The sequence below is a fragment of the Paraburkholderia sp. Tr-20389 genome (assembly GCF_017104565.1).
Classification (GTDB): domain Bacteria; phylum Pseudomonadota; class Gammaproteobacteria; order Burkholderiales; family Burkholderiaceae; genus Paraburkholderia.
In genome coordinates this window covers 1-24,243 of sequence record NZ_JAAGPD010000078.1, presented here as the reverse complement: position 1 = coordinate 24,243, position 24,243 = coordinate 1, and the positions used below count along the sequence as shown (strand labels likewise).

15 protein-coding genes and 1 other RNA gene are annotated in these 24,243 nt (G+C 64.3%); 5 read left to right on the top strand and 11 right to left on the bottom strand.

Annotated features, from left to right (window positions below; all coding sequences use genetic code 11):
- The first annotated feature begins 140 nt into the window (after positions 1-140).
- Positions 141-2,738 carry an ATP-dependent chaperone ClpB gene (gene clpB / locus G3N95_RS38780; RefSeq protein ID WP_205975367.1) on the top strand — a complete coding sequence of 866 codons (2,598 nt, stop codon included), beginning with the start codon at positions 141-143 and terminating at the stop codon, positions 2,736-2,738.
- A gap of 138 nt (positions 2,739-2,876) precedes the next feature.
- On the opposite strand, the gene G3N95_RS38775 is transcribed toward clpB, so the two are convergent.
- The 4 genes from G3N95_RS38775 to G3N95_RS38760 all read right to left on the bottom strand — a co-directional run bounded on the left by G3N95_RS38775 (position 2,877) and on the right by G3N95_RS38760 (position 12,690).
- Positions 2,877-3,320 (bottom strand): YidB family protein, encoded by a 444-nt coding sequence (locus G3N95_RS38775; RefSeq protein WP_205975366.1) that lies wholly within the window; start codon positions 3,318-3,320, stop codon positions 2,877-2,879.
- A gap of 131 nt (positions 3,321-3,451) precedes the next feature.
- The gene (locus G3N95_RS38770) at positions 3,452-4,027 is read right to left on the bottom strand and encodes a helix-hairpin-helix domain-containing protein (protein ID WP_205975365.1); all 576 of its coding nucleotides are present in this window, start codon (positions 4,025-4,027) and stop codon (positions 3,452-3,454) included.
- Between the two features lie 181 nt (positions 4,028-4,208).
- Positions 4,209-6,620 (bottom strand): penicillin-binding protein 1C, encoded by a 2,412-nt coding sequence (gene pbpC, locus G3N95_RS38765; protein WP_205975364.1) that lies wholly within the window; start codon positions 6,618-6,620, stop codon positions 4,209-4,211.
- A 13-nt stretch (positions 6,621-6,633) separates the two neighbouring features.
- On the bottom strand, positions 6,634-12,690 hold the full coding sequence (locus tag G3N95_RS38760; RefSeq protein ID WP_205975363.1) for an MG2 domain-containing protein: 6,057 nt from the start codon (positions 12,688-12,690) through the stop codon (positions 6,634-6,636).
- 174 nt (positions 12,691-12,864) lie between these two features.
- Between G3N95_RS38760 and G3N95_RS38755 the strand changes: the two genes are divergently transcribed.
- Together G3N95_RS38755 and G3N95_RS38750 are read left to right on the top strand one after the other, a co-directional pair.
- The gene (locus tag G3N95_RS38755; RefSeq protein ID WP_205975362.1) at positions 12,865-13,281 is read left to right on the top strand and encodes a MerR family transcriptional regulator; all 417 of its coding nucleotides are present in this window, start codon (positions 12,865-12,867) and stop codon (positions 13,279-13,281) included.
- Positions 13,278-13,676 carry a carboxymuconolactone decarboxylase family protein gene (locus tag G3N95_RS38750; RefSeq protein ID WP_205975361.1) on the top strand — a complete coding sequence of 133 codons (399 nt, stop codon included), beginning with the start codon at positions 13,278-13,280 and terminating at the stop codon, positions 13,674-13,676. Before G3N95_RS38755 ends, G3N95_RS38750 begins: the two co-directional genes overlap by 4 nt.
- 940 nt (positions 13,677-14,616) lie before the next feature.
- Here the strand turns inward: G3N95_RS38750 and G3N95_RS38745 are convergent.
- From G3N95_RS38745 to trxA, 7 genes are all read right to left on the bottom strand, one after another.
- Complete coding sequence (locus G3N95_RS38745; RefSeq protein WP_205975375.1) at positions 14,617-15,978, bottom strand: MATE family efflux transporter; 1,362 nt, start codon at positions 15,976-15,978, stop codon at positions 14,617-14,619.
- Positions 15,979-15,980: 2 nt separating this feature from the next.
- Positions 15,981-17,738 (bottom strand): glycosyltransferase family 39 protein, encoded by a 1,758-nt coding sequence (locus G3N95_RS38740; protein ID WP_205975360.1) that lies wholly within the window; start codon positions 17,736-17,738, stop codon positions 15,981-15,983.
- Positions 17,739-18,012: 274 nt separating this feature from the next.
- On the bottom strand, positions 18,013-18,276 hold the full coding sequence (locus G3N95_RS38735) for a type B 50S ribosomal protein L31 (RefSeq protein ID WP_205975359.1): 264 nt from the start codon (positions 18,274-18,276) through the stop codon (positions 18,013-18,015).
- Between the two features lie 170 nt (positions 18,277-18,446).
- The gene (locus G3N95_RS38730; RefSeq protein WP_205975358.1) at positions 18,447-19,283 is read right to left on the bottom strand and encodes a M90 family metallopeptidase; all 837 of its coding nucleotides are present in this window, start codon (positions 19,281-19,283) and stop codon (positions 18,447-18,449) included.
- Positions 19,284-19,367: 84 nt separating this feature from the next.
- The gene (locus G3N95_RS38725) at positions 19,368-19,877 is read right to left on the bottom strand and encodes a MerR family transcriptional regulator (protein WP_205975357.1); all 510 of its coding nucleotides are present in this window, start codon (positions 19,875-19,877) and stop codon (positions 19,368-19,370) included.
- Between the two features lie 138 nt (positions 19,878-20,015).
- A complete protein-coding gene (gene rho / locus G3N95_RS38720) occupies positions 20,016-21,278 on the bottom strand; it encodes a transcription termination factor Rho (protein ID WP_012400357.1) in 1,263 nt (420 codons plus the stop codon).
- A 287-nt stretch (positions 21,279-21,565) separates the two neighbouring features.
- Complete coding sequence (trxA, locus tag G3N95_RS38715; RefSeq protein WP_007586494.1) at positions 21,566-21,892, bottom strand: thioredoxin TrxA; 327 nt, start codon at positions 21,890-21,892, stop codon at positions 21,566-21,568.
- 433 nt (positions 21,893-22,325) lie between these two features.
- On the opposite strand from trxA, the gene ffs reads away from it, so the two are divergent.
- Positions 22,326-22,424: signal recognition particle sRNA small type (gene ffs / locus G3N95_RS38710), an RNA gene on the top strand.
- A 180-nt stretch (positions 22,425-22,604) separates the two neighbouring features.
- Positions 22,605-24,243: DNA polymerase III subunit gamma/tau (gene dnaX / locus G3N95_RS38705; protein WP_205975356.1), on the top strand; the 1,639-nt coding region annotated here is incomplete at its 3' end.

The following is a 24,243-nucleotide window of genomic DNA, read 5'->3' as shown; positions in this document are numbered from 1 at the left end:
GACCTGTACCTGTGCACCGCCTTCACGATCCCCGCGATCGTGCGGCCCGCGTGCAAATTCTCTCTCCTTCGTGCAAAAAAGCGCTTGAAACCCAAATAAAACGCCTCATTTTGGTGGTAATCGAAATTGGAGGTCGCTTGATGAGAATCGACAAACTCACCACTAAATTCCAGGAAGCACTGGCCGACGCGCAGAGCCTGGCCGTTGGTCATGACAATCAGTACATCGAGCCTGTCCACCTGCTCGCCGCCCTCGTCGCGCAGCAGGACGGCTCCGCGCGCTCGCTGCTGGCGCGCGCCGGCGTTCACGTCCAGGCGCTGCAAACTTCGCTGAACGACGCGATCACGCGGCTGCCGCAAGTGCAGGGCACGGACGGCAACGTGCAGATCGGGCGCGATCTCACGGGTCTGTTGAATCAGGCCGACAAGGAAGCGCAAAAGCTCAACGACACCTACATCGCGAGCGAAATGTTCCTGCTCGCCGTCGCTGACGACAAGGGCGAAGCGGGCCGTCTCGCGCGCGAGCATGGCCTGTCGCGCAAGTCGCTCGAAGCGGCCATCGTCGCCGTGCGCGGCGGCGCGCAGGTGCACAGCCAGGACGCCGAAAGCCAGCGCGAGGCGCTGAAGAAATACACGATCGATCTGACCGAGCGCGCCCGCGCGGGCAAGCTCGACCCCGTGATCGGCCGCGACGACGAAATCCGCCGCTCCATCCAGATCCTGCAACGCCGCACCAAGAACAACCCGGTGCTGATCGGCGAGCCGGGCGTGGGCAAGACGGCGATCGTCGAAGGTCTCGCGCAGCGCATCGTCAACGGCGAAGTGCCGGAGACGCTGAAGGGCAAGCGCGTGCTGTCGCTCGACATGGCGGCGCTACTTGCGGGCGCGAAGTATCGCGGCGAGTTCGAAGAGCGTCTGAAGGCCGTGCTGAACGACATCGCGAAGGACGAAGGGCAGACCATCGTCTTCATCGACGAAATTCACACGATGGTCGGCGCAGGCAAGGCCGAAGGCGCGATGGACGCAGGCAACATGCTGAAGCCGGCGCTTTCGCGCGGCGAACTGCATTGCGTCGGCGCGACCACGCTGGACGAATATCGCAAGTACATCGAAAAGGATGCCGCGCTGGAGCGTCGCTTCCAGAAGGTGCTCGTCGACGAACCGAGCGTGGAAGCGACCATCGCGATCCTGCGCGGCTTGCAGGAGCGCTATGAGCTGCACCACGGCGTCGACATCACCGATCCCGCCATCGTCGCCGCGGCGGAACTGTCGCATCGCTATATCACCGACCGTTTCCTGCCGGACAAGGCGATCGACCTGATCGACGAAGCCGCGTCGAAGATCAAGATGGAAATTGACTCGAAGCCCGAGGAGATGGACCGGCTCGACCGTCGGCGCATCCAGTTGAAGATCGAGCGCGAAGCCGTCAAGAAGGAAAAGGACGAAGCGTCGCAGAAGCGTCTGCAACTGATCGAGGAAGAAATCGAGCGGCTCGATCGCGAATATTCGGACCTCGAAGAAATCTGGACGGCGGAAAAAGCAGCCGTGCAGGGCAGTGCGCAACTGAAGGAAGAGATCGAGAAGACGCGCGCGGAAATCACGCGTCTGCAACGCGAAGGCAAGCTGGAAAAAGTCGCCGAACTGCAATATGGGAAGCTGCCGCAGCTCGAAGCGCAACTGAAGGCGGTCACCAAGGCCGAGGCGGAAGAGCAGAGCAATCCGACGCGTCCGCGTCTGTTGCGCACGCAGGTCGGCGCCGAGGAAATCGCGGAGGTCGTGTCGCGCGCTACGGGCATTCCCGTGTCGCGGATGATGCAGGGCGAGCGCGAGAAGCTGCTGCAGATCGAAGAGAAGCTGCATCAGCGCGTGGTTGGCCAGGATGAGGCGATCAGTGCCGTGGCCGATGCGATCCGCCGTTCGCGCGCGGGTCTGTCGGATCCGAACCGTCCATACGGCTCGTTCCTGTTCCTGGGACCGACGGGCGTCGGCAAGACGGAACTGTGCAAGGCGCTCGCGGCGTTCCTGTTCGACGCGGAGGACCATCTCATCCGCATCGACATGAGCGAGTTCATGGAGAAGCACAGCGTCGCGCGTCTGATCGGTGCGCCGCCCGGCTACGTGGGTTACGAAGAAGGCGGCTATCTGACGGAAGCGGTGCGCCGCAAGCCGTACAGCGTGATCCTGCTCGACGAGATCGAGAAGGCGCACCCGGACGTCTTCAACGTGCTGCTGCAGGTGCTCGACGACGGCCGTATGACGGACGGCCAGGGCCGCACGGTGGACTTCAAGAACACGGTGATCGTGATGACGTCCAACCTCGGCTCGCAGGTCATTCAGTCGATGGTCGGCGAGCCGCAGGACGCGGTGAAAGACGCCGTCTGGGAAGAAGTGAAGCTGCATTTCCGGCCGGAATTCCTGAACCGGATCGACGATGTGGTCGTGTTCCATGCGCTCGACCGCTCGAACATCCAGTCGATCGCGAAGATCCAGCTGGAGCGGGTGCACGAGCGGCTCGCGAAGCTCGATATGCAACTGGTCGTATCGGAGGCGGCGCTGGAGTTGATCGGCAAGGTCGGCTACGACCCGCTGTTCGGTGCGCGGCCGTTGAAGCGTGCGATCCAGCAGGAGATCGAGAACCCGGTCGCGAAGCTGATTCTGTCCGGCAAGTTCGGTCCGAAGGACGTGATCCCCGTCGAGGTCGAGAACGGCAAGCTGGTGTTCGAGCGGGTGGTGCACTAATCCTTCACCGGAGCGGAGCGTCGAAAACGGACGCTTCGTTCCGGATGAAAAGCAAAAGGGCAACGAAGCGATTCGTTGCCCTTTTTTATGCACGGCGTGTCAGCCGCCGTGCGTCACGTGCACGTAGAACGGAGACGCTCAGGCGTTCTTGTTGCCGAACATGCCCGCGATCTGCCCGAGCGCGCCCAGCGCGCCGGACAGGCCGCCTGCGTCGACCTGGCCGTTGGCGGGCACTTCGCCGTTCGGCGTTGCTGCGTTGACGACGTGCGGCAGCACTTGCGACAGCAGGCCCGTCACCATCGACGGTTCGACGCCGACCTTCGCCGCGATGTTCGACACGGCTTCCGAGCCGAGCACGTTATGCAGCGTGTCGGCGGCGATCGGCTGGTTTTCGCCTGTTCCGACCCACGAGCCGATGACGTCGCCCGCGCCGTTCTGCTGGAAGCGCTGGATCAGGCCGTTCAGGCCGCCCGGCTGGTTGTTGATGAATTCGAGTGCGGCGCCGATCAGCGCGGCCTGGCCGCCGCCTTGCGGCGATTGGCCGCCGCCCAGCATGGAACCGAGGGAGTCGAGTAGGCTCATGGCAATCTCTCTTGAGAAGCCGGCGCGTCGTCTATCAAGCGTGCGCCGGCAGGGAACGAAACGCCGCGCAAAGCGCGGCACCAATGGTCGTGAGGCAGTGCGGCCAGTGGACGCTGACAGACTGCGCGTCCTTATGCGCCCGATGCAGCGGACGCAGCCTTGCTCTTCTTCGCTTTCTTCGACTTCGAAGCAGTCGTGTCCGACGCCATCGCGGGTGCGGATGCCGCCGTCGCAGCGGGCGCCGATGCGGCAGCCACGTCGGCCTTGCTCTTCTTCTTGGACTTCGATGCCTTTGCACCCGATGCGGCGTCGGCGGGCGCGGTGGCTTGCGTCGTCGTTTGCATCGGATTCTGCGTCGTGGTTGCGGCAGGCGCAGGTGCGGGTTTCGACGTCGTCGCCGCTGTCGACTTAGCCGCCGGTGCACCCGACGGCGGCGCGGACGAGCCGTTGATCGTGAGGCCCGCCGCTTCGAGATTCTTCACGGACTTCTGGCCGATACCCTTGACCCGAGTGGCAAGATCGTCGGCGTCCTTGAACGGTCCGTTCTTCGTACGTTCGTCGATGATCGCTTTCGCATGGACGGGGCCGATGCCCTTGACCGATTCGAGTGCGGCCTGGTCGGCCGTATTGACTTCCACGGCGGCCGCCAATCCCGCCGACAGCGACAGCACGAGCGCAACGCACAGCATCAACAGCTTTTTCAACATGGCAATCACTCCATTGAGGGCAAACAGGTAGCCGGAACGGACGACGCTTTCATTTGAGCAAGCACTGCGTTCAAGCATAGGACAATTTACTGTCCGGTTTAACCGGGCGGCGCGCGACGTTGCGCGAATCGGCCGATTTATACCGTTCGAATCGTGACAACACAATGCAGGCTAACCAAATTTAAAGCTTTTGCCCGTTCGCTGCGCGGTCCTGCTGGATGGCTGTCAGAGGACTTGGAGGCCCGGGCGGTGTGGTGCTGCCATGCATCGTGTCGGGCTTCGACCCGCGCGGCGATCCGCGCGGCGATCCGGATTGACGCGCCGTGGCACCGCGCACTTCGAAATGCACCGAATCGGCGCTTGAGCCATCCGCATTGACGAGTTCGAGCACGTGCCGCCCCGGCCATGGCAGCCACAGCACGCGTTCGTCGCGGCCGAGCGGTTTGCCGTCGAGACGCCAGCCGCTATGCCCGGACGAGCCGCTTGCGCGCTCGAACACGATACGCTGGCGCGCGGCGGGTATGTCGGGGTCGAGCGCGAACAGCGTGCCGTCGGTGGGCGAGCTGATACGCGGCGCGCCGTTCGCCGACGGTGTCCCGCGTTGCGCGGTCGCCACGCGGGACACCGTCGTCGCGCGATCCGCCGGAGCGGCATTCGCGGCGAGCCCGACAGTAGGCGTTTGCGTGCCGCTGACGAACCACTCGTTGCGTGCGGGCTCGATATTGCCGTCGAAGGTCACGCGCGTTTGCACGACACCCGCAGGCGCACGCGGTGCGACGCTCGACACGCGCCGGTGCAGATAGCCGACGACGGCTGCCCAGATGGGCGCGGCGCCCGTGACGCCCGACACGTCCCACATCGGCTGGCCGTCCGCGTTGCCGACCCACACGCCGACCGTGTAACGCGACGTGTAGCCGACCGTCCAGTTGTCCCGCATATCCTTGCTGGTGCCCGTCTTCACGGCCGAGAAAAAACGCGTCGCGAGCGGGCTGTCGAAGCCGAACGTGCGGGTGCGCGCGTTGTTGTCCGAAAGCACAGTGGTGATGATGTAGCTCGCGTCGGTGCTGAAGACGCGTTGCTGCGCCGCAGGCGGGAGCGGACGTCGCACGACATCGACGGTCGGCGCGGCAACGCCTCCGTTGGCCAGCGCGCGATACGCGTTGGTCAGCGACAGCAACGTCACATCCGCGCTGCCGAGCGCAAGCGAATAGCCGTAGTAGTCGCCGCTCTGATCGAGCGGCAGACCAAGCGCGGTCAACGTCTTCGCAAAGCGGTGCGGCGTGACCATCACCAGCGTGCGCACGGCGGGCACGTTCAGCGACGAGCCGAGCGCCGTGCGCACGCTCACCCAGCCCTTGAAGTCCTTGTCATAGTTCTGCGGAATATAGAGGCCGCCGCCCGCCGCAAGATCGAGCGGCGCGTCGTCGAGCAGTGAGGCGGTGGTGAGCCGCCGTTCGTCGATGGCCTGCGCATACAGGAACGGCTTGAGCGTCGAGCCGGCCTGGCGGCGTGCGAGCACGGCATCGACATCGCGCGCGCCGGACAGCCCGCCGGACGAGCCGACCCATGCAAGCACCTCGCCGGTCGCGTTATCGAGCACGACGACGGCGCCGTCGTGCACATTGCGCGGATGCGCGGGCGCATTGAGTTCGACGAGCGTGCGCGTGAGCGTGTCGCCGGCGAAACGCTGCAGCTTTGCATCGAGCGTGCTGGTCACACGGGCGCCCGCCAAGGGATGCGTTTCGCTCGCGATGCGGCGCGCGAGGTGCGGTGCAAGCATTGGCGCATCGGGCGACACGGACAGCAGCGCGGGAGCAGGGCGCGCGAACGCGAGTTGCACGAAGGCGGTGAGATTCGTGCAGCGTTCGGGTGCCTGCATGTCGCGCAGAATCCGGCACGCCCGCTCGCCGACCTTCGCGTAGGGCGCGTTCGGCGCGCGGATCAACGCGGCGGCGACGGCGGCCTCGCGCTCGTCGAGACCGGATGGCGCCTTGCCGAACAGCGTGATCGACAGCGCGGACAGCCCGATCGTCTCGCCGCGAAACGGCACGAGGTTCAGATACGCTTCGAGAATCTGATCCTTGCGCCACGTGCGTTCGAGCCACAGTGCGCTCACGGCCTGATTGGCCTTTTGCGCGATCGAACGCTGTCCGGAACGTTCGTGGTCTTCGTTGAGCAGGCCCGTGAGTTGCATCGTGACGGTCGACGCGCCGCGCGTACGCGTGTTCCACAGATTCGCCCACGCAGCCGCCGCGGCGCCTCGCCAGTCAACGCCGCTATGGTCGTAGAAGCGCTTGTCCTCCGACACAACGATCGCTTCGCGCAGCGCGGGCGACACATCGGCGAGTGCGATCCAGTCGCCGCGACGCTCGGAGCGGTCGACGCGGGTGCGTTGCAGGGGCACGCCGTCGCGCGACAGCAGCAGCCAGTCGGAGCTGCGCCATTGCGTGCGGACGTCGTCGAAGGTGGGCAGCGCGTGCGCGGCGAGCGGCTCGCCGATCAGTAAAACACATAGCACGATACGCACGAACGCGATGAACCCGCGCCGCCCGAGCGTCGCTTCCGCGTTTGTCGCATTCGTGCCCACCCGCATCGCGTGCCCCCGGTTATTTCGCCGCAGCCGCCGCCGGTTTCACGACGACGGGCGCATTCGGCAGCACGCCGAACGTCGACGGGGCGTAGAGCGCTTCGACGCGCGTCGGCGGCAAACCGAACGTGCCGACGTTGTTCAGCCGCGCCGTGTACTCGATCGAGAAGGTGCCCTTCGGCACGTAATCGTAATACGCGCGATACCCGTCGAAGCCACGCTCGACGAATGCCGGCCACGCTTCGCCCTTCGATTTCTCGCCTTTCGTCGCCGCTTCCGAGTCGCGGCCGAGGCCCGAGCCGAGGATCGTCGCGCCTGCCGGCACGGGATCGTTGACGACGACCCAGGTCATGTCGGTTTGCGCGACGATGTCCAGATGCACGCGCACGACGTCGCCGCGCGTGTTCACTCCTTTCACGGCGGGATCGACGGGCGTGACTGTTTTCGTGATCCGGTAGCCGGCGGCGAACGGCGCTTTCAGCGCGACGGCCGCGAGGCTTTCGATGGTCGCCCACGGCTTGCCCGTGCCGTCGTGGGTCAGCGTCAGCGACACAGGCGCGCTGCGCGTTTCGGGCGGCCACGGCAGCAACTGGCTGCGTGTATCGGACGTCTTCGTGATGGCCGTCGCGGACGCATAGTTCGCGGCAGCGGAAGCCGGCTGGCTCCACGAAATGGTCTTGTCGGTCGAGCCGAGCTGCAGCTTCGTCTGCCCCGTCACAGGTGCGTTCTCGAACACCTGCGAGAAGCGCTGCACGGCGATCGACCCCCACAGGTTCGCGGTCGTCGTCTGCCATGCGCCGTTCTTCTGCAACGCGAGCAGCCCGGCGACGACGCGCGGCATTTCGTCCTTCCAGCCCGGCGTTTCGACGAACGTGAGCGCGGTGCGCGCCGCGTTCGTTTCCGTGCCTGACATCAGCCACCACAGATCGTCGTTGTCGGCCGTCGAGAACGTGAGGCGCGTGCCCTGATACGTGAGCCGCGAGCGGATGATCTGCTCGACCTGAGCCAGCTTGTCGTCGCGTTGCGGGACGTCCTTCACACGCGACAGCACCGCGTAGTAGTCGAGCACCGCAGAAGTCGGCCACTGGTTCGGCGCGATCTCGATCGAACCCAGCATGCTGGCGCGCGCGGCGCCATGCCGCGACAGCGCTTCGAGCGCGGCGAGCTTGCGCAGATCGAGATCCTTGCGCGGCGCCCAGACATTGCGTTCGAGCCGTCCTTCGACGAAGTTGATCAGGCCGCCTTCGAGCTTCGCGCGCAGATCGTCGGGCAGCGCGAAGCGAGGGTCGAGTTTCGCGGCTTCGTCGGTGACGGAAAGCAGATAGGCCGTCAGGGCCGTGCTGCCCGTGTTGCCGCTGTCGTCGCCGGGCGGGAAGTAGTTCGCGAGGCCGTCCTTGTCGAGATAGACGGGCATGCGCGCGAGCACGCCTTGCCAGCGCGTGGCATCGCGCAGGCCGAGCGCCACCGAGGTCTGCTGTTCGAGGCAGCTATACGGATAGCGCTCGAACCAGCGGCGCACGCCCGGCATGCCGTCCGACAGTTTCGATTGCAGCGACACGGCGATGCCGCCGCGCAGCGCGCCGGCTTGCGTCGCGGTCGCATTCGGCGGCGCGGCGACGGGCAGCGAGAACGAGCCGTCGACCTGCGTGAGCGTCGCCTGCTGCACGGTGATGGGGATGGCGGCCGTCACGCGCTGCGTGACCTTGAGCGCGTCGCTCGCGTGCGACGCGCCTTGTTCCGCCGCGCTGATGTTCCAGCTCAGCGCCGCGGGCGTGGCCTCGGAAAGGCCATCGGGCGGTGACACATTCCATGCGACTTCACGCGCCGAATCGGCCGCGACATCGACCGTTTGCGCCGGCAGTGACAGCCCCGGCACGTTCGGCGTGACGACCACTTTCATCGCCCGCGTCGTCGTGTTGCGCACCGTGAACTGCGCGCGGAACTGGTCGCCTTCGCGCACGAGCGGCGGCAGGCCGGAGATCAGCTGCAGATCCTGCGTGCTGCGAATCGACGTGCTGCCCGTGCCGAACGTGCCGTCGCCGACCGCCGCGATCGCGACGATGCGGAAGCTGGTCAGCGCATCGTTGAGCGGCACGTCGACGGAGGCTTCGCCATTGGCGTCGAGCGTCACGCGCGGATTCCACAGCAAGAGCGTGTTGAACAGCTCGCGCGTCGAACTGTGTCCGCCGCCGCCGCCCGCAGGCACAGCCTTGCGTCCGAAGTGGCGGCGTCCGACGATTTCCATTTGTGCAGTCGCGGTTTCGACGCCATACGCACGCCGCTGCAGCATCGCGTCGAGCACGTCCCAGCTCGCGTTCGGCATCAGTTCGAGCAGCGCTTCGTCGACGGCAGCGACGGCGATCTGCGTGCCCGCGGGCGCGGGCTTGCCGCCTGGCATCTGTACCCGCAGCTTCACGTGCGCCTTGCCGCGCACGGTGTACGACTTCGCGTCAGGCGTCACCGTCACGGCCAGCCTATGCGCTGCCGTGCCGACCTTGATCTCGGCGAGACCGTAGCGGAAGGCGGGTTTCGACAGATCGACGAGGGGCGTCGGCGCTTCGTAGTAGCGGCCTTCATACCAGAACGCACGCGCCCATTCGAGCGGCGCCTTCCAGCCCCACGTGAAGAACGAGTACCACGGCACTTCGCGAATGCGGCCACGCAGCGCGAGCATCGACACGTACACGTTCGGCCCCCACGCCTCGTTCACTTTCAGCTCGACGGTCGGATCCTTGCCGTCGAGCTTCACGACATGCGTCTCGACGATGCCTTCGCGTTCGACGGCGACGAGCGCCGTCGCGAAACGGAAGGGCATGCGCACCTGGAAGCGGGCCGTTTCGCCCGGCTCGTACGCGCTCTTTTCGGGCAGCACGTCGATGCGGTCGGTGTTTTCGCCGCCGAACCACAGGTCTTCTTCGCGTGTGACCCAGACGGAGGTCGCGGCCGTCGACGCATGGCCGTCGCCGTCCTTCGCGGTGACGACGAGATCGACGTTGCCGGCTTCCTTGAGTTTCGCGTCGCAGTTCAGCAGGCCGTGGTCGTCGCTCTTGCCGCTGCACAGGGTGCCGAGGTCTTTGGTTTCCGTGTGGTTGTCGTACGCATAGAAGCCGCCGACCATGCGCTTTCGCGACGTGATCGTGATGCGCGCGATGCCGCGTACTTCGATCGGCACACCCGCGCGCGGCTTGCCCTGCAGATCGACGGCGAGCGCTTTCACGGGCACCGTGTTGCCCACCGACACCCATTGCCCCGACTTCACGCCCGCGACGACGGCGGCTGGCCAGAGCGTCGCGTTGCCGCCGATCGTCTGCACTTCGCCGTTTGGATCGGCAAAGGTGGCTTCGAGCGCGAGACGCTTCGGCGCATCGACGGGTGGCATGCTCTTCAAGGTGAGGCTGCCCGCGCCGTTGCGGTCGAGGGTGACGGGCTCCTTGTCGGCGATCAGCTTCGATGTGTCGTCGTCGGCTGCCTGCTCGCTTTCTTCGTCGTCGCCGGACGACGCATTGGCTTCGTTGCGCTTCCTGTACGGCGCGAAGCTGAATTCCGGATACGTGCCGGCGAAAGCGGGCGTCGTGCTCTTCATCAGCGCCGAAACCTGCACGGGCAGACCGGACGCGCCGCCGCCCGACATATAGTCGATCTGCAGCGTGACGGGCGCTTCATTCGCGGCGACGAGGGGATGATTCTTTTCGTCGCGCACCGCGATCGTGCCTTTGAACACGGGCAGGCGGAATTCCTCGACGCGGAAGCTGCCGGACGAATAGCTGTGACGGGCGGAGTCGGCGGTGTTGTCGTCTTCGTTGTCGTCATTCGACGCGTCGTTCGAGTTCGCGCTGGCATCGCCGTCATCCAGAGACACGCTGTATTCGCCGAGCTTCGCCGCGGCCGGAATCGCGAAGGTCGAATCCGACGTGTGATCGGCGGCCCATTTGAGCGGCATGTGCCACGTCTGTCCGCTGCCGAGATGACGGATGGTCAAGCGCGTCGGGTACGTTTTCGGAAACGCGAGGCCGTGCATCGTCTCGACGCGGATCATGTGCTTCATCGACACCGTTTCGCCCGCGCGCAGCAGCGTGCGGTCGAACACGGTATGCGCGCGCACGCTCTGCTCGATGCTGGTGTCCGTCGGCACATTGAAGCGCCAGGCTTCGATGCCGCGATTCCAGTCGGAGCGGACGAACGCCATGTCGTGGCCCGTCTTCGGATCGTCAATGCGCGCCGACACGAAGAAGCTCTCGAAGCTGTCGTCCTTGCATTCGTGGCGGGACGTCAGCGGCTGGTTGACGGTCAGCACGCCGTGCGCGTCCGTCTTGCCCGCTGCGAGTTCATCGCCGTTGCAATCGCTCACGTGGACGTCGGCGTTCGGCACGGGCTGGCCCTTGTCGAGCGTCGTGACCCACACGACGCTGTTCTCGCGTCCCTGCTTGAAATGCACGCCGAGGTTCGTGACGAGCACGGCCGTGCGCACGTACATCGGCGCCTGCTTGCCGAGCAGCGATGCGCCGAGCGCGGGCGACGCGAGTTCGATCACATAGAAGCCGGGCTTCGTCACGGGCACGCCGACCACTTCGAACGGCCGCAACGCCTTCGGATCGGCCTTCGGCAGCGCCAGCGTTTCGACGTTCGACTGACCCGCGAGCAGCGACAGCGAACGCACGTCGATCAACGGATTCTTGCGGTCTTCGGCCGGATCTGAGTCCTCGCTCTTGCGCGGCACGATCACGGGATGCGGATTGTGCGCGAGCAGTTGCGGCATCTGCTGATTGATCGACTGGCGATCCATCATGAAGCCGTCGAAGCGGTCGACGTTGCGCATCCAGCGGCGGATGTCGCTGTCGGCGTCGATGCGCAGCTTTGTGAACTGTGCGTTGCCTGCATTGAGTCCTGCGATATGCAGATCGGCTTCCACGTTGCGCAGCGTGACGGGCACGAGCGCGGGCATGTCAGGTTCCGCGAAGCGCTCGACGATGCCGAACGTGCCTGACGAAAACTTCGCGAGCGGCGGCAGCGGCGCCGTCGTCGTCTTGAGCGGGAACAGGTCGGCGTTGGTCAGCGCGCGGCCGCTGACGTCCTTGAGATTGGCAGGCAGTTCGATGCTCAGGTCGGCGCGCTCGGGCAGCGGCGCGGCGAACTCGATGGCCGTGGTTTGCGGATCCTTGTCATCGGCGGAAAAAGCCGGCTTGATCTCGCCGTTCGGCCCCTTGATGCGGACCTGTTCGGCATCGGTGCGCAGGATGGGTGCGTTGAACTGTACGCGCAGCGGACGCAACGGCGTGCAGGGTGCCTTCGCGTTTTCGCGCTCGCAGCTGAAGCTTGCCGCGAACGGTTCGCGCACGGTGAAGTCGAAGCGCCGCTCGACGTCGTTCGCGATGCCGCTCGGGCTCGCGACACCTTTTCCATACACGAGCTGCGCCTTCGCGCCCGAAGGCAAGGCCTGCTGACATTGCAGCGTCAGCACGCGGGCCGCTTCCTTTTGCAGACGGAGACGCTTGAGCAGTTCGGTGCGCGTTGCGGCATCGACGTTCTTCACGGGAATGCGGTTGCCGAGGCCGCTCGATTCGCACCACACGTGCTGCATGACCGACGTGTCGGTCGCGGGGCCGTTCAGCCGGACGACGAACGCCTGGTTTTCCTCGATTTCGCCGCCGTAGGGTTGCACGTTCAGCACGAACGGGCCACCCGTTTCGAACGCATAGTGATGCGGACCCGTCAGCGTATGACCCGCCGACGATTTCAGTGCGTCGTTCAGATCGACGGAACAGGCGACACCTGGTGGCAGATCCGCGTTGAAGTCCCAGGCCCAGGTCTTGTCGTCGATCCAGCGCGGCTGGCCGGCACTCGCCGACGCGTCGTTGCACTTGATGCGCGCGGGCGCGGGCAGGTCTGGCGCGCCGAACGCGACCATCGATTCATCGAACTTGATGACGACCTGCCGGACTTGCGCGACCTTGCCTTGCGGCGACACCTGCGTGATGCGCGCTGCATCGGCGCGCCACGCGAGCGTGATGAAAAGGCCGAGCATCGCAGCCGCTGCGGCCGCCCATATCGTTTGACGTTTGATGGTGCCGCTTTGCATCGACTGCGCTCCCGGTTTCATTTTTCTTTCGGATGGCAGCCGATTCTAACCGACGCTTTTGACGTTCCCAACTTGCTTCACAGGTAGGATCATGCCGACATCTGCGCATCGTCTGCAGATCGTCAGAAAGCACTTGACTTAGAGTTCACTCGAAGTCCTAACCTGAGTTCCGTCATGTCGAAAGCACTCACCATCGGTCAGGTCGCCGCGTCGAGCGGCGTGTCCACGCATACGCTGCGTTACTACGAGCAGGCGGGCTTGTTGCGGCCCGTCGGCCGCACGGACGCGGGGCACCGGCTGTATTCGCCCGCCGATCTCGACTGGCTGCAGTTCGTGATGCGCCTGAAAGCGACGGGGATGCCCATCGCGGGTATGCAGGCGTTCGCTGCGCTGCGGGCTGAGGGCGACGCGACGTTCGGCGCGCGGCGGACGATGCTGATCGAGCATCGCGATGCCGTGCTCGCGCGCATCGCGGAGTTGGAGACCAGCCTCGCCGCGATCACCGACAAGATCGCGTACTACGAGACGGCCGAGTGTGAGGTGGCATCGACAGGGCATATCGACAACTCATTCGTAAAGGACTCTCGATGAATCATGCACACGACGATCGCTATGCACGCGGCTGGGCCAGGTTGAAGGAAATCGACGGAACGGCAGGGGAGAAGGTGATTGCGGCGCTTGCACCGATTGCGCCCGATTTCGCGCGGATGCTGATCGAGTTTCCGTTCGGCGATGTGTATAGCCGCCCGCAGCTGGATTTGCGCGCTCGCGAGATCGCGACGATCGCTGCGTTGGCCGCGCTCGGCAATGCGCAGCCGCAACTCAAGGTGCATATCGAAGCGGCGCTGAATGTCGGCTGCACGCGGGAGGAGATCGTCGAGGTGTTTATGCAGATGGCTGTTTATGCAGGCTTTCCGGCGGCGTTGAATGCGTTGTTCGCGGCGCGGGAGGTATTCGAGGAGGGGGCGGCTGGCGCCGCGGTTTGAGTGCACTGCTCCGCGTGAGGTGTGGAGAATTCTGTTGATGCAACTAACGGTCTGCCTTTCTTCATCCTTGCCGGGTGGCGGGTGTGGTGCTGCTTTCAAAAGCAGCCTTTAGAAAGGGAGCCTCGCAGTTCAATTTTCCGCTCGCGCGGCGGTCTTTCGTTTCGTGTTTTCGCTGGCTGCGGCAGTGGTTTGTGTTTTTTTGCTGGCATCCGCGATTTCGTAGTGGTTCTTCATGCGTTGCCCCTGTGCGGGGCGGCACCTACTTTTCTTTGCAGCGGCAAAGAAAAGTAGGCAAAAGAAAGCCGCTCACACCGCTAGCTTTTGTACTTGCCTGCGGGCCCCCGACGGGTCCCGCACTCCACACGGCAACACATCGTTTTGCGCCCGTTGCCAGCGCCTCGAACTGGCACATCACCCACTCCAGTCACCCGTAGCGCAGCCAGCGGCAGCGAACGGTTTGCGCCGCCCAGGTGGCAAACTGTGTGTAGGTTGTCGCACCGGACACATTCGCGCTCCTACGACACCGATCCCGCTTTTCAGTCCGGAGTGGTGCACTTCGATCGCGACGGCCTACACACCGTTTGCCACCTGGGCGGCGGTAGACGTCTGGTAACGCAGTCGGCGACGCGGAAGTGTGAAGTGGGTGATGCGTGCAGGTAGTACGCTGGCAACGGGCGCAAACAAGTGCGTTGCCGCGTGAAGTGTAAGAACTGTCGGGGGCCCGCAGGCAAAAACAAGGACTGGCGGGGTTAGCCCGCTTTCTTTGCTTACTTTCTTTGCGGCGGCAAAGAAAGTAAGTGCCGCCCCGCACAGGGGCAACACCAGCAAACCAGAATCACAACGCGGATGCCAGCGAAGAAACCGCGCCAGCAAACCAGAAGCACAACGCGGATGCCACCGCTAGAAACCGGCGAATGCCAGCAAAAAACCACGCCGAGAGCTATCCGCGCTGCTGCCTGGAACTCATCCGCGCGCTGACCCAGCGCAAATACAAAGCAAGCCCAACCCCAGCAATCATCAAACTCGCGGTATTCGCGAGCCAGAACCCGCGTGCGCCAGTGAACGGCTGGGGTACCCACCCGCCCACATCGAACCCGAGCGCATAGCCGCCGCCGAGCCCGACGCCCCACAACGCGACGGCATAGATCACGGTCGGCACGACGGCCACGCGATACGCGCGCAGCACGAACGCCGACGTGATCTGCAACGCGTCGCACAGATGGTAGAACACGACAATCAGCACGAGCGGCATCGCCGCCTGCACGACCTGCGCGTTCGGCGTGTAGCCCGCAATGATGACGGGCCGCAGCGCGAGCACGATCACGCCATAACAGCACGCGAGCGCGACGGCCATCGCGATGCCGTGCCGCGCGAGCGTGCGCGCCGCTTCGTAGCGCTGCGCGCCGAGCGCCTGCGCGACGAGGGTCGACGTGGCGATGCCGATCGACAGCGGCGTCATGTAGAGCACCGCGCCGATGTTGCCCGCGATCTGATGACCGGCGAGCGTCGTCGTACCGAAACGCGCGATGAAAAGCGCCATGAACGTGTACGACGTCACCTCGATCAGATACGACAGCCCCATCGGTACGCCCAGTTTCAACTGGGCTGCCTGACGCCGCCACACGGGCCAGCAGAAATGCCGGAAGATCGCGAACGGCCTGAACACGTCGAGCTTCGTCATCACCAGCATGCCGACGACGGCGAGCGTCCAGTTGATCAGAATGCTGGCGAGCGCCGCCCCCGGACCGCCGAGCGCCGGCATGCCGAGCTTGCCGAAAATCAGCAGCAGGTTGAGCGGCACCTTCAGCATCAATGCGCCGATCTGCAGAATCATCACGAGCCGCGGCTGCCCGACGGCATTCGTCAGCGAGCTATAGACGCGAAACGCGAGACTCGCCGGCAGGCCGAACGCGAGAATCTGCAGATAGGAGACGGTGCGCTCTCGCAGCGCCTCGGGCGCACGTGCCACCTGCAGCAGCGGGTGAGGGAAGTAGAGAATCAGAAAGCCGAGCGTGGCGAGCGCCAGCGCGAGCCACAACGCCTGGCGCACTTCCTCGCCGATCTCCTCGTAGCGCGCGGCGCCGTAGAGCTGGCCGGCAATCGGCTGCAGCGCGGTCAGAATGCCCGTCAGACCGATGTACACGGAGATATAAATCGACGAGCCGAGACCGAGCGCTGCAAGGTCGGTCGCCGAGAAGCGGCCCACCATCGCCGTATCGATCACGCCGAACGCAATGATCGCCAGCTGGCCGATCAGCACGGGCCACGCGAGCCCGGCGATTTTCCGCACATCGGCGAACATGCTCAGCCGCTTTTCTTCGGACGCCACGGACGGCGCTTGACGGGCGGCTGCGGACGGTCGATGCGCACGTACAGGCGGAAGCGCTCGTCGCGGTCAGCGACGCGGCGGCCTTCCCAGACGAGCTTCCAGACGAAGTTCGACATCGCGCTCGGTTCGCCGAAGTCTTGCGTGTCCTGACGCAGGATCACGTCGCAGTCGTCCTCGAACGAAAAATGCATGTCGCCGAAATAGGCGAAGGTTGCGATCTGCGCGTCGCCGAGACGCACGGGCGAGATGCAGTTGTAGTCGGACGGCAGGTGCGCGGCAATCTGCTGCGCCACGTCCTTGTACGTCCGGCTGTAGTTGACGACGGGCAGCCACAGCGTCATCAGCAGCACCCACATCAGGGTCGTGCCCGCGCTCGACAGCACGACGCTGCGCCATAGCACCTTCGGATGCCGCGCCACACGCCATTGCACGAGCGCGAACCAGCACACGGTCACCGCGACCGCGCAGACGAACGACAGGATCTTGAACTGCGGTGTGAAGCCAGGCGCGAGACGCGAGAGATTGCGTGCAAGCTGTTGCGGATAGCCCGTCATGCCCGCGAGCCACACCAGCCACACGAACGTGCCGAGCACGGTGAAACTCAGCACCGCGAACCAGTCGATCGCGTTGATCGCACCGCGCTTGAGCGTCGGCAGCGCGAACGCGGCGATCACGGCGAGCGCGGGCGTCAGCAGCATGTAGAGACGGTTCGTCCCCTGGCTTTGCAGCACCACGAGAATCAGCAGCGGCGCGATCACCGACAGCGGTATCGCGACATGCGGCGCGCGGCGCAGGCCGGCCCAACTGAACCACGCCCAGATCGCGAGCGGCCATGCGGGCCAGGTGAAGAGGGGCAGATTCTTGACCGCGTAGCGCAGCGTCGAGCCGTACGGGCCCTGGAACGTGTGCAGGCTGCCGCGCATCCACTGATGCAGGAACCAGACGGCATCGTCGGGGAACAGGGCGATCGCGGCGAGCGGCCACACCACCGACAGCGCCAGCGCGACGGGCAAACCCGCGAGCATCAAGGTGCGCCAGTGCGTGTCGTGCACGATCAGCATCATCGCGAAGGTGCCGATCAGCAGGGCGCCTACCAGCACGGGACTGCTCGTCAGCGTCACGAGGCCGATCGCGCAGCCCCAGATCAGTGCCCCCTGGACGGGCTTGTCGATCATCCGCACGAGGCCGTACACGAGCATCGCGATGCAGACGAACTGAGCGATCTGCGGCGTGGTTTCGTGGCCGCGCTCGGCGAGACCGAAGGTGGCCAGCAGGATCAGCAGCGCGCCGTCACCGAGCGTGCGACCGTAGTCGCGCGGTTCGGGCTCGCCGCCGAATGCATACTTGAACGGCTGCACTTCCGGCCGGCGACCGAGCAGATACGCCGCATACCAGACGAACGCGCACGCCGCGCAGAACAGCAGGCCCGTGAATACGCGCGACGCATTGCTTGCGTCCACAAGCGGGTCGAGCACGCGGATCGCGCTGGCGCCAAGCCAGTAGCCGAGCGGCGCGTCGGACGTCATGTATTTGCCGACCAGATTCGGCAGCAGCCAGTCGTGAAGCGAGCCGTTGGCCATCGTCCACATGACGCCGAAGCCGGCTGCGTCCTCGTTTTTCCACGGGTCGCGTCCGAACAGGCCGAACGACGCGTACACGACGCAGATGGTAAGCAGCATCCAGCGCGGCAGCGCGCTGGTGGCGGAGGCAGTCAGGCGAACGACAGATCTCATGCGGTGTTCGTATGGGGCTGCGCGGACGGCAGCCGTGATTTATTGGCGCAGCGCGGGAGGCGTCGCATATTCAGGCATGCGGCATTGTAGACGGGCGACGCGGTGCGCGTCACAAGGAGGCTCGTGGATAGCCTTACAGACGGACATTCGGGAGCGCGCCCGGGAGCGGATCGCGCGGTCTTCTTCACAAACCTTCCGCCGACAAAAAAGGGCAGCTCGCGCTGCCCTTTTTGCATCGTAACGGCCCGGACGGAAGTCGGGGCCAGCACGGGTATTACTTCGTCGCCTTGCCCGAAGCGCGGGCGCCGAACTTCTTGTTGAACTTCTCGACGCGGCCTGCCGTGTCCATGATCTTTTGCTGGCCCGTGTAGAACGGGTGCGATTCCGACGAGACTTCGATCTTGGCCAGCGGGTACGTCTTGCCGTTGAATTCTGCCGTTTCACGCGTCTGGATGGTCGAGCGCGTCACGAACTTGAAGTCGTTCGACATATCGATGAACAGGACTTCGCGGTAATTCGGGTGAATGCCTTCTTTCATGGTCTTTCCTTTAGTCTGGCGGTAGCCAACCCGGGAGCCGGAGAATTCCGCAACCGCGAGCCACTTGCCTAAGGTCGAAAAACGGCGATTATGCCAGAAAATCAGACGGTTGACGAGGTTTGCGGAGGTTTTTTCACGCGCCGCAAGGCCCGCGGGCCGGGCTCGGACGCTTACGGACTCGTGCCGTCGAGCGCGCCCGTGCGCGCGGGATCCTGCCGGTAGTAGCGCGCGAGCAGCCGGTACAACTCGGGGTACTCCGCTTCGAACTCGCGCGGCTTCACGAATAGCGCTTCGCTGCACACGGCAAAAAATTCCGAAGGATGGTCGCTCGCGTAGGGATCGATCAGCGAGTCGCGCTCGAAGCGGGCCCAGCGCCGGTCCGGCACGGCATCGACTTTGGCGCAGAACTGGTCGTACGCGTGGTCGAACACGTCGGCCCACTGCGCGGCATCGAGCGGCGCGTGCAGCCTGCGAAAAAGCGGCGGGTGGCCATCGGCTTCGCCCGTCACCATGTCGATCTTGTGCGCGAATTCGTGGATCACCACGTTGTACGCGTCCGCGCCGTCCGTCATCTGCGCGTCTTCCCACGAGAGGATCACGGGGCCGCCTTCCCACGCTTCGCCGCTCGCGTCGTGCTCCACTTCGTGCACGACGCCATCCTCGTCTTCGACCGTCTTGCGGATCACGAACTCGCCCGGGTAGACGATCACCCCGACCCAGCCGCGATACAGTTCCAGTCCGAGATGGAGTACGGGCAAGCAGGCCTGGACGGCAATCGCGACGGTGATTTGATCGGTGAGTTCGAGTTCGTGCGCGGTCGAGAACTCCTTCTGCGCGATGAAGAGGCTCGTCATGTCGCGCAACCGCTGAAGATCGGCGGGCGGGAGCCAGGAAAGAAACGGCAAGCCGTCGAGCGTCGCTTGCCAGAGCGCGTCGTCGATTGCGTAGGTGCGCAGCGCGCGGTCGCGGCGGCGCGTGTCGAGCCATTGGGTGAGTTTCGAAAACATCGCGCGGTGGTCGCTCTTCGCTTGTGTGATCGTGCGGTACGGGACGATTCTAAACGCGTGACGTGACAGACTGCATCACGCCGCTCAAGCCTTCGCGCCTTTGCCCGTGCCGCGCTTCAATGCCGCCGCTGCGGCGCGCCGCTTCTGGATCAGATCGTCGGCGCTTTCTCCCGCGAGGCGACGCTGCACGTAATCCAGGTCGTCGCTCAGTTCGGCTTTCAGCTTCTGTGCTTCCTTCAGTTCGCGCTGCACGGATTCGATCCGCGCGTCGAGCGACTCGACCTGCTGCGCGAGACCGTCGCGAATCTGCTGCAGCGATTCCATCGAGTAGCCACGCCGTCCGCTTTCCGTATTTTCGAGCGGTCGCTTCAGCATTTCGGTGATGCCCGCGAGCGAAAAACCGAGCGCGCGCAGACGCAGGATGCGCGAGAAGCGTTCGAGGTCGTCCTCGTCGTAAAGACGATAGCGGCCTTCGCTGCGGCTGGGCGTCACGAGGCCGCGCTCCTCGTAATACTTGAGCGTACGCGGCGTGACGTTCAGACGCTCGGCGGCGTCGCGCACGGTGAGCAGGGTGGGAGAGTCGGCGTTCGGCATGTCGATGCTTCGCTGATCGGCGTGAAGCATTATAGATAAACGTGTCAGTTCGCATTCGCGCCCGCGCAGGCACGCAGCGCGCAAAGAAAAACGCCTGCACGAGAGCAGGCGTTTTGCGGAGGCGAGGTTGTGGGGCGTTTAGCCGCCGCGACGCATCATGTCGAAGAACTCGGCGTTGTTCTTCGTCTGGCGGATCTTGTCGAGCAGGAATTCCATGGCTTCGACTTCGTCCATGTCGTGGATGAACTTGCGCAGCACCCAGATCTTTTGCAGGATCTCGGGCTTGATCAGCAGTTCTTCGCGACGCGTGCCGGACTTGTTCAGGTTGATCGACGGATAAACGCGCTTTTCCGCGAGACGGCGCTCGAGGTGCACTTCCATGTTGCCCGTGCCCTTGAACTCTTCGTAGATCACGTCGTCCATGCGGCTGCCGGTTTCGATCAGCGCCGTGCCGATGATGGTCAGCGAACCGCCTTCCTCGATGTTGCGCGCCGCGCCGAAGAAGCGCTTCGGACGCTGCAGCGCGTTCGCATCGACACCGCCCGTCAGCACCTTGCCCGATGCCGGCACGACCGTGTTGTACGCACGCGCGAGACGCGTGATCGAGTCGAGCAGAATCACGACGTCGTTCTTCATTTCGACGAGGCGCTTCGCCTTTTCGATCACCATTTCGGCGACCTGCACGTGACGCGCGGCCGGTTCGTCGAAGGTCGACGCGATCACTTCGCCCGCCACCGAGCGCTGCATTTCCGTCACTTCTTCAGGACGCTCGTCGATCAGCAGCACGAACAGGATCACGTCCGGATGGTTCTGCTTGATGGCATGCGCGATGTGCTGAAGCATGACGGTCTTGCCGGACTTCGGCGACGCGACGAGCAGACCGCGCTGGCCCTTGCCGATGGGCGCGATCATGTCGATGATGCGGCCCGTGACGTTTTCCTCGCCACGCATTTCACGTTCGAGCAGCAGCACCTTGTTCGGGTGCAGCGGCGTCAGGTTCTCGAACATGATCTTGTGCTTCGAGGCCTCGGGCGGCTGGCCGTTGACCTTGTCGACCTTCACCAGCGCGAAGTAGCGCTCGCCGTCCTTCGGCGTGCGGACTTCGCCTTCGATGGTGTCGCCCGTATGCAGGTTGAAGCGGCGGATCTGCGACGGACTGATGTAGATGTCGTCCGTGCTGGCGAGATAGGAGGTTTCCGGCGAGCGCAGGAAACCGAAGCCGTCCGGCAGCACTTCGAGCGTGCCGTCACCGAAGATCGTTTCGCCCGTTTTGGCGCGCTTTTTTAGAATGGCGAACATCAACTCCTGCTTGCGCAGGCGGTTCGCACTTTCGATCTCGAGACCATTGGCCATCTCGATCAATTGGGACACGTGCAGAGTCTTAAGCTCGGATAAATGCATACGGAGAACCCGCAGAGAAGGTGCGACCTGAAATGAAATCTGGGAGGAGAAGTGAGCGGAACCGCTCAAGGACTTACTCGTCTTGTAGACGTTTTATGGATTCTAGCATAGCACACGCCAAAACCAGCCTGCGCGGCCGGTTCGCGTCGGCGCATGATTCTTGTTGTCAATGTTGTCCGGCGACAACAAGAATCATGCGGCTCGCTCGATGCACGACTTTACGACACGTCAAGCACTGCGGCGAGCCGGGTGGCGCGCAGAGAGTGCGCGCCAGCCGCGTATGCGGATTAAAGGTTGCCGTCGAGGAATGCGGTGAGCTGCGACTTCGACAACGCGCCGACCTTCTGGGCCGCGACCGCGCCGTTCTTGAAGAGGATCAGCGTGGGGATGCCGCGTACGCCGAACTTCACGGGCGTGGACTGATGTTCGTCGACGTTGATCTTGGCGATCTGCAGGCGATCGGCGTAGTCCTTCGCAACTTCGTCGAGGATCGGCGCGATCATCTTGCACGGGCCGCACCATTCTGCCCAGAAGTCGAGCAGCACGGGTTTGTCGGATTTGACGACGTCCTGTTCAAACGACGCGTCGCTAATATGCTTGATGTGTTCGCTCATTTGTGTGAATACCTCTTTCGGTTCGAGGCCTGCTTTGAATGCCCGCCACGATACAACAAACTCAGAAAACTTTCCGTTCGCTTTGCCACAAGACAAACCATGAAAGCCGACGCGGGAAGTATCGTGGGGACACCTTCGGGAGGGCGGGCTGGCTTGGCTTCGCGGATCACTTGAACGTCAGTTTAGCCTAAATTGCTATGCGTTGCCCGTCGTGATAGTACGCATTCCGACAGTAGGGTTTCGCGCCGCGCGTGCATGACCGACATGATGTCTGCGTTCCTGCGGGGGGCCCGGCAGCTCCCTCGTGACGATACCTATCTGGAGTTGGTGTGCGTGAACACAAGAGGGCGATCACGCAGCGTCGGGCGAGTTTCTTCAGCTTTTCTCAGTGAGCCCCTCGCGTGGCGCATCGACCGATGTTAGAATAACTCGTGACGGGCCTCCTCGCATGGAGGGGCGGTCAACCTGGTCAGGTCGGGAACGAAGCAGCCACAGCCGTTTTCCGCCAGTGCCGAGGGTCGGGCTCGTCACCTTCCTTTTTCTATCTGTTGTTCCCCCCACGTTGTTTCTATCTGCTCGCGTCGTTCAAAAACGCGGCTGTCTCTATCGCTTCCTTAGCGAAATTCAATGAGCCGTCAAAGCGTTGTCACGCCTCGTGCGAGCGCGCAATCGTTTCGTCTTTTCGCGTCAGCGTTGCTGATACAATTTCCGGATGACCTATCAAGTTCTCGCACGCAAATGGCGGCCGAAGGATTTCGCTTCGCTCGTCGGACAGGAGCACGTGGTGCGCGCGCTCACGCACGCGCTCGACGGTGGCCGTCTGCACCACGCCTATTTGTTTACCGGCACGCGAGGCGTCGGCAAGACGACGCTGTCGCGTATCTTCGCGAAGGCGCTCAACTGCGAGACGGGCGTCACGTCCACGCCTTGCGGTGTCTGTCGCGCGTGTCGCGAGATCGATGAAGGGCGCTTCGTCGATTACGTCGAGATGGATGCGGCGAGCAATCGCGGCGTCGACGAAATGGCTGCGCTGCTGGAACGCGCCGTGTATGCGCCGGTCGATGCGCGCTTCAAGGTCTACATGATCGACGAAGTGCACATGCTGACGAACCACGCGTTCAACGCAATGTTGAAGACGCTGGAAGAGCCGCCGCCGCACGTCAAGTTCATTCTGGCCACGACCGATCCGCAAAAGATTCCCGTCACGGTGCTCTCGCGCTGTCTTCAGTTCAACCTGAAGCAGATGCCGGCAGGGCATATCGTGTCGCATCTCGAGCGCATTCTCGGCGAAGAAAGCATTCCGCACGAAGCGCAAGCGCTGCGCCTGCTCGCGCGCGCCGCGGACGGCTCGATGCGTGACGCGCTGTCGCTGACCGATCAGGCTATCGCGTACTCCGCGAACCAGGTCACCGAGGAAGCCGTGCGCGGCATGCTCGGCGCGCTCGATCAAAGCTATCTGATCCGTCTGCTCGATGCGCTCGTTGCCGGCGACGGCACAGCGGTGCTGTCCGTTGCCGACGAAATGGCGCTGCGCAGTCTGTCGTTTTCGACGGCGCTGCAGGATCTGGCGAGCCTGTTGCACAAGATCGCATGGGCGCAATTCTCGCCGTCGTCGGTGCTCGAAGAATGGCCGGAAGCTGACGATCTGCGTCGTTTTGCGGACGCGCTGAGTCCCGAGCAGGTGCAGTTGTTCTATCAGATCGCGACGATCGGCCGAAGCGAGCTGGGTCTCGCGCCCGACGAATACGCCGGCTTCACGATGACGCTGCTGCGCATGCTCGCATTCGAACCGGCGCCGAATGGCGGCGGAGGCGGTGGCGTGGCGCCCGCCGGACGTTCGTCGGTGCCCGCAGCGGGCGCGAAGCGCTCCGGGGCACCCGTTGCCGCCGCTCCGCAAGCTCGCGCGACGGCTTCGGCAGCGCCCGTCACGGCGACCGCCGCGCCGAGCGTGGTGCCCGTCGCGACGATTGAACCGGCAGCCGCTCAGCCGCCGGCTGTTGTGCCGGCGCCATCGGCGTCCATGGATTCCGTTGCGCCGGAAATCGAAGCAGCCCCTGTCGATGCTGATGCAACACCGCTGTCAGTGTCGGCAGCCGAATCGGACACGAGCATCGAAACGTCCGTCGCTTCGAACGAGACCGAACAGAACGCCGCGCCGCAAGACGACACACCGGCTCCCGCCGCTGCGCCGCGCCGTGCAGGTGGTGCCAGCGCGGCGCTCGACGTGCTGCGAAACGCGGGCATGAAGGTGTCGACGGATCGCGGTAGCCGTTCTGCTACGTCCGCGCCTGCGGCAGCAGGGGCGGCGCCCGCGGCCCCCGTCGATCGGAAGAGGCCACGTCGGAACCCCC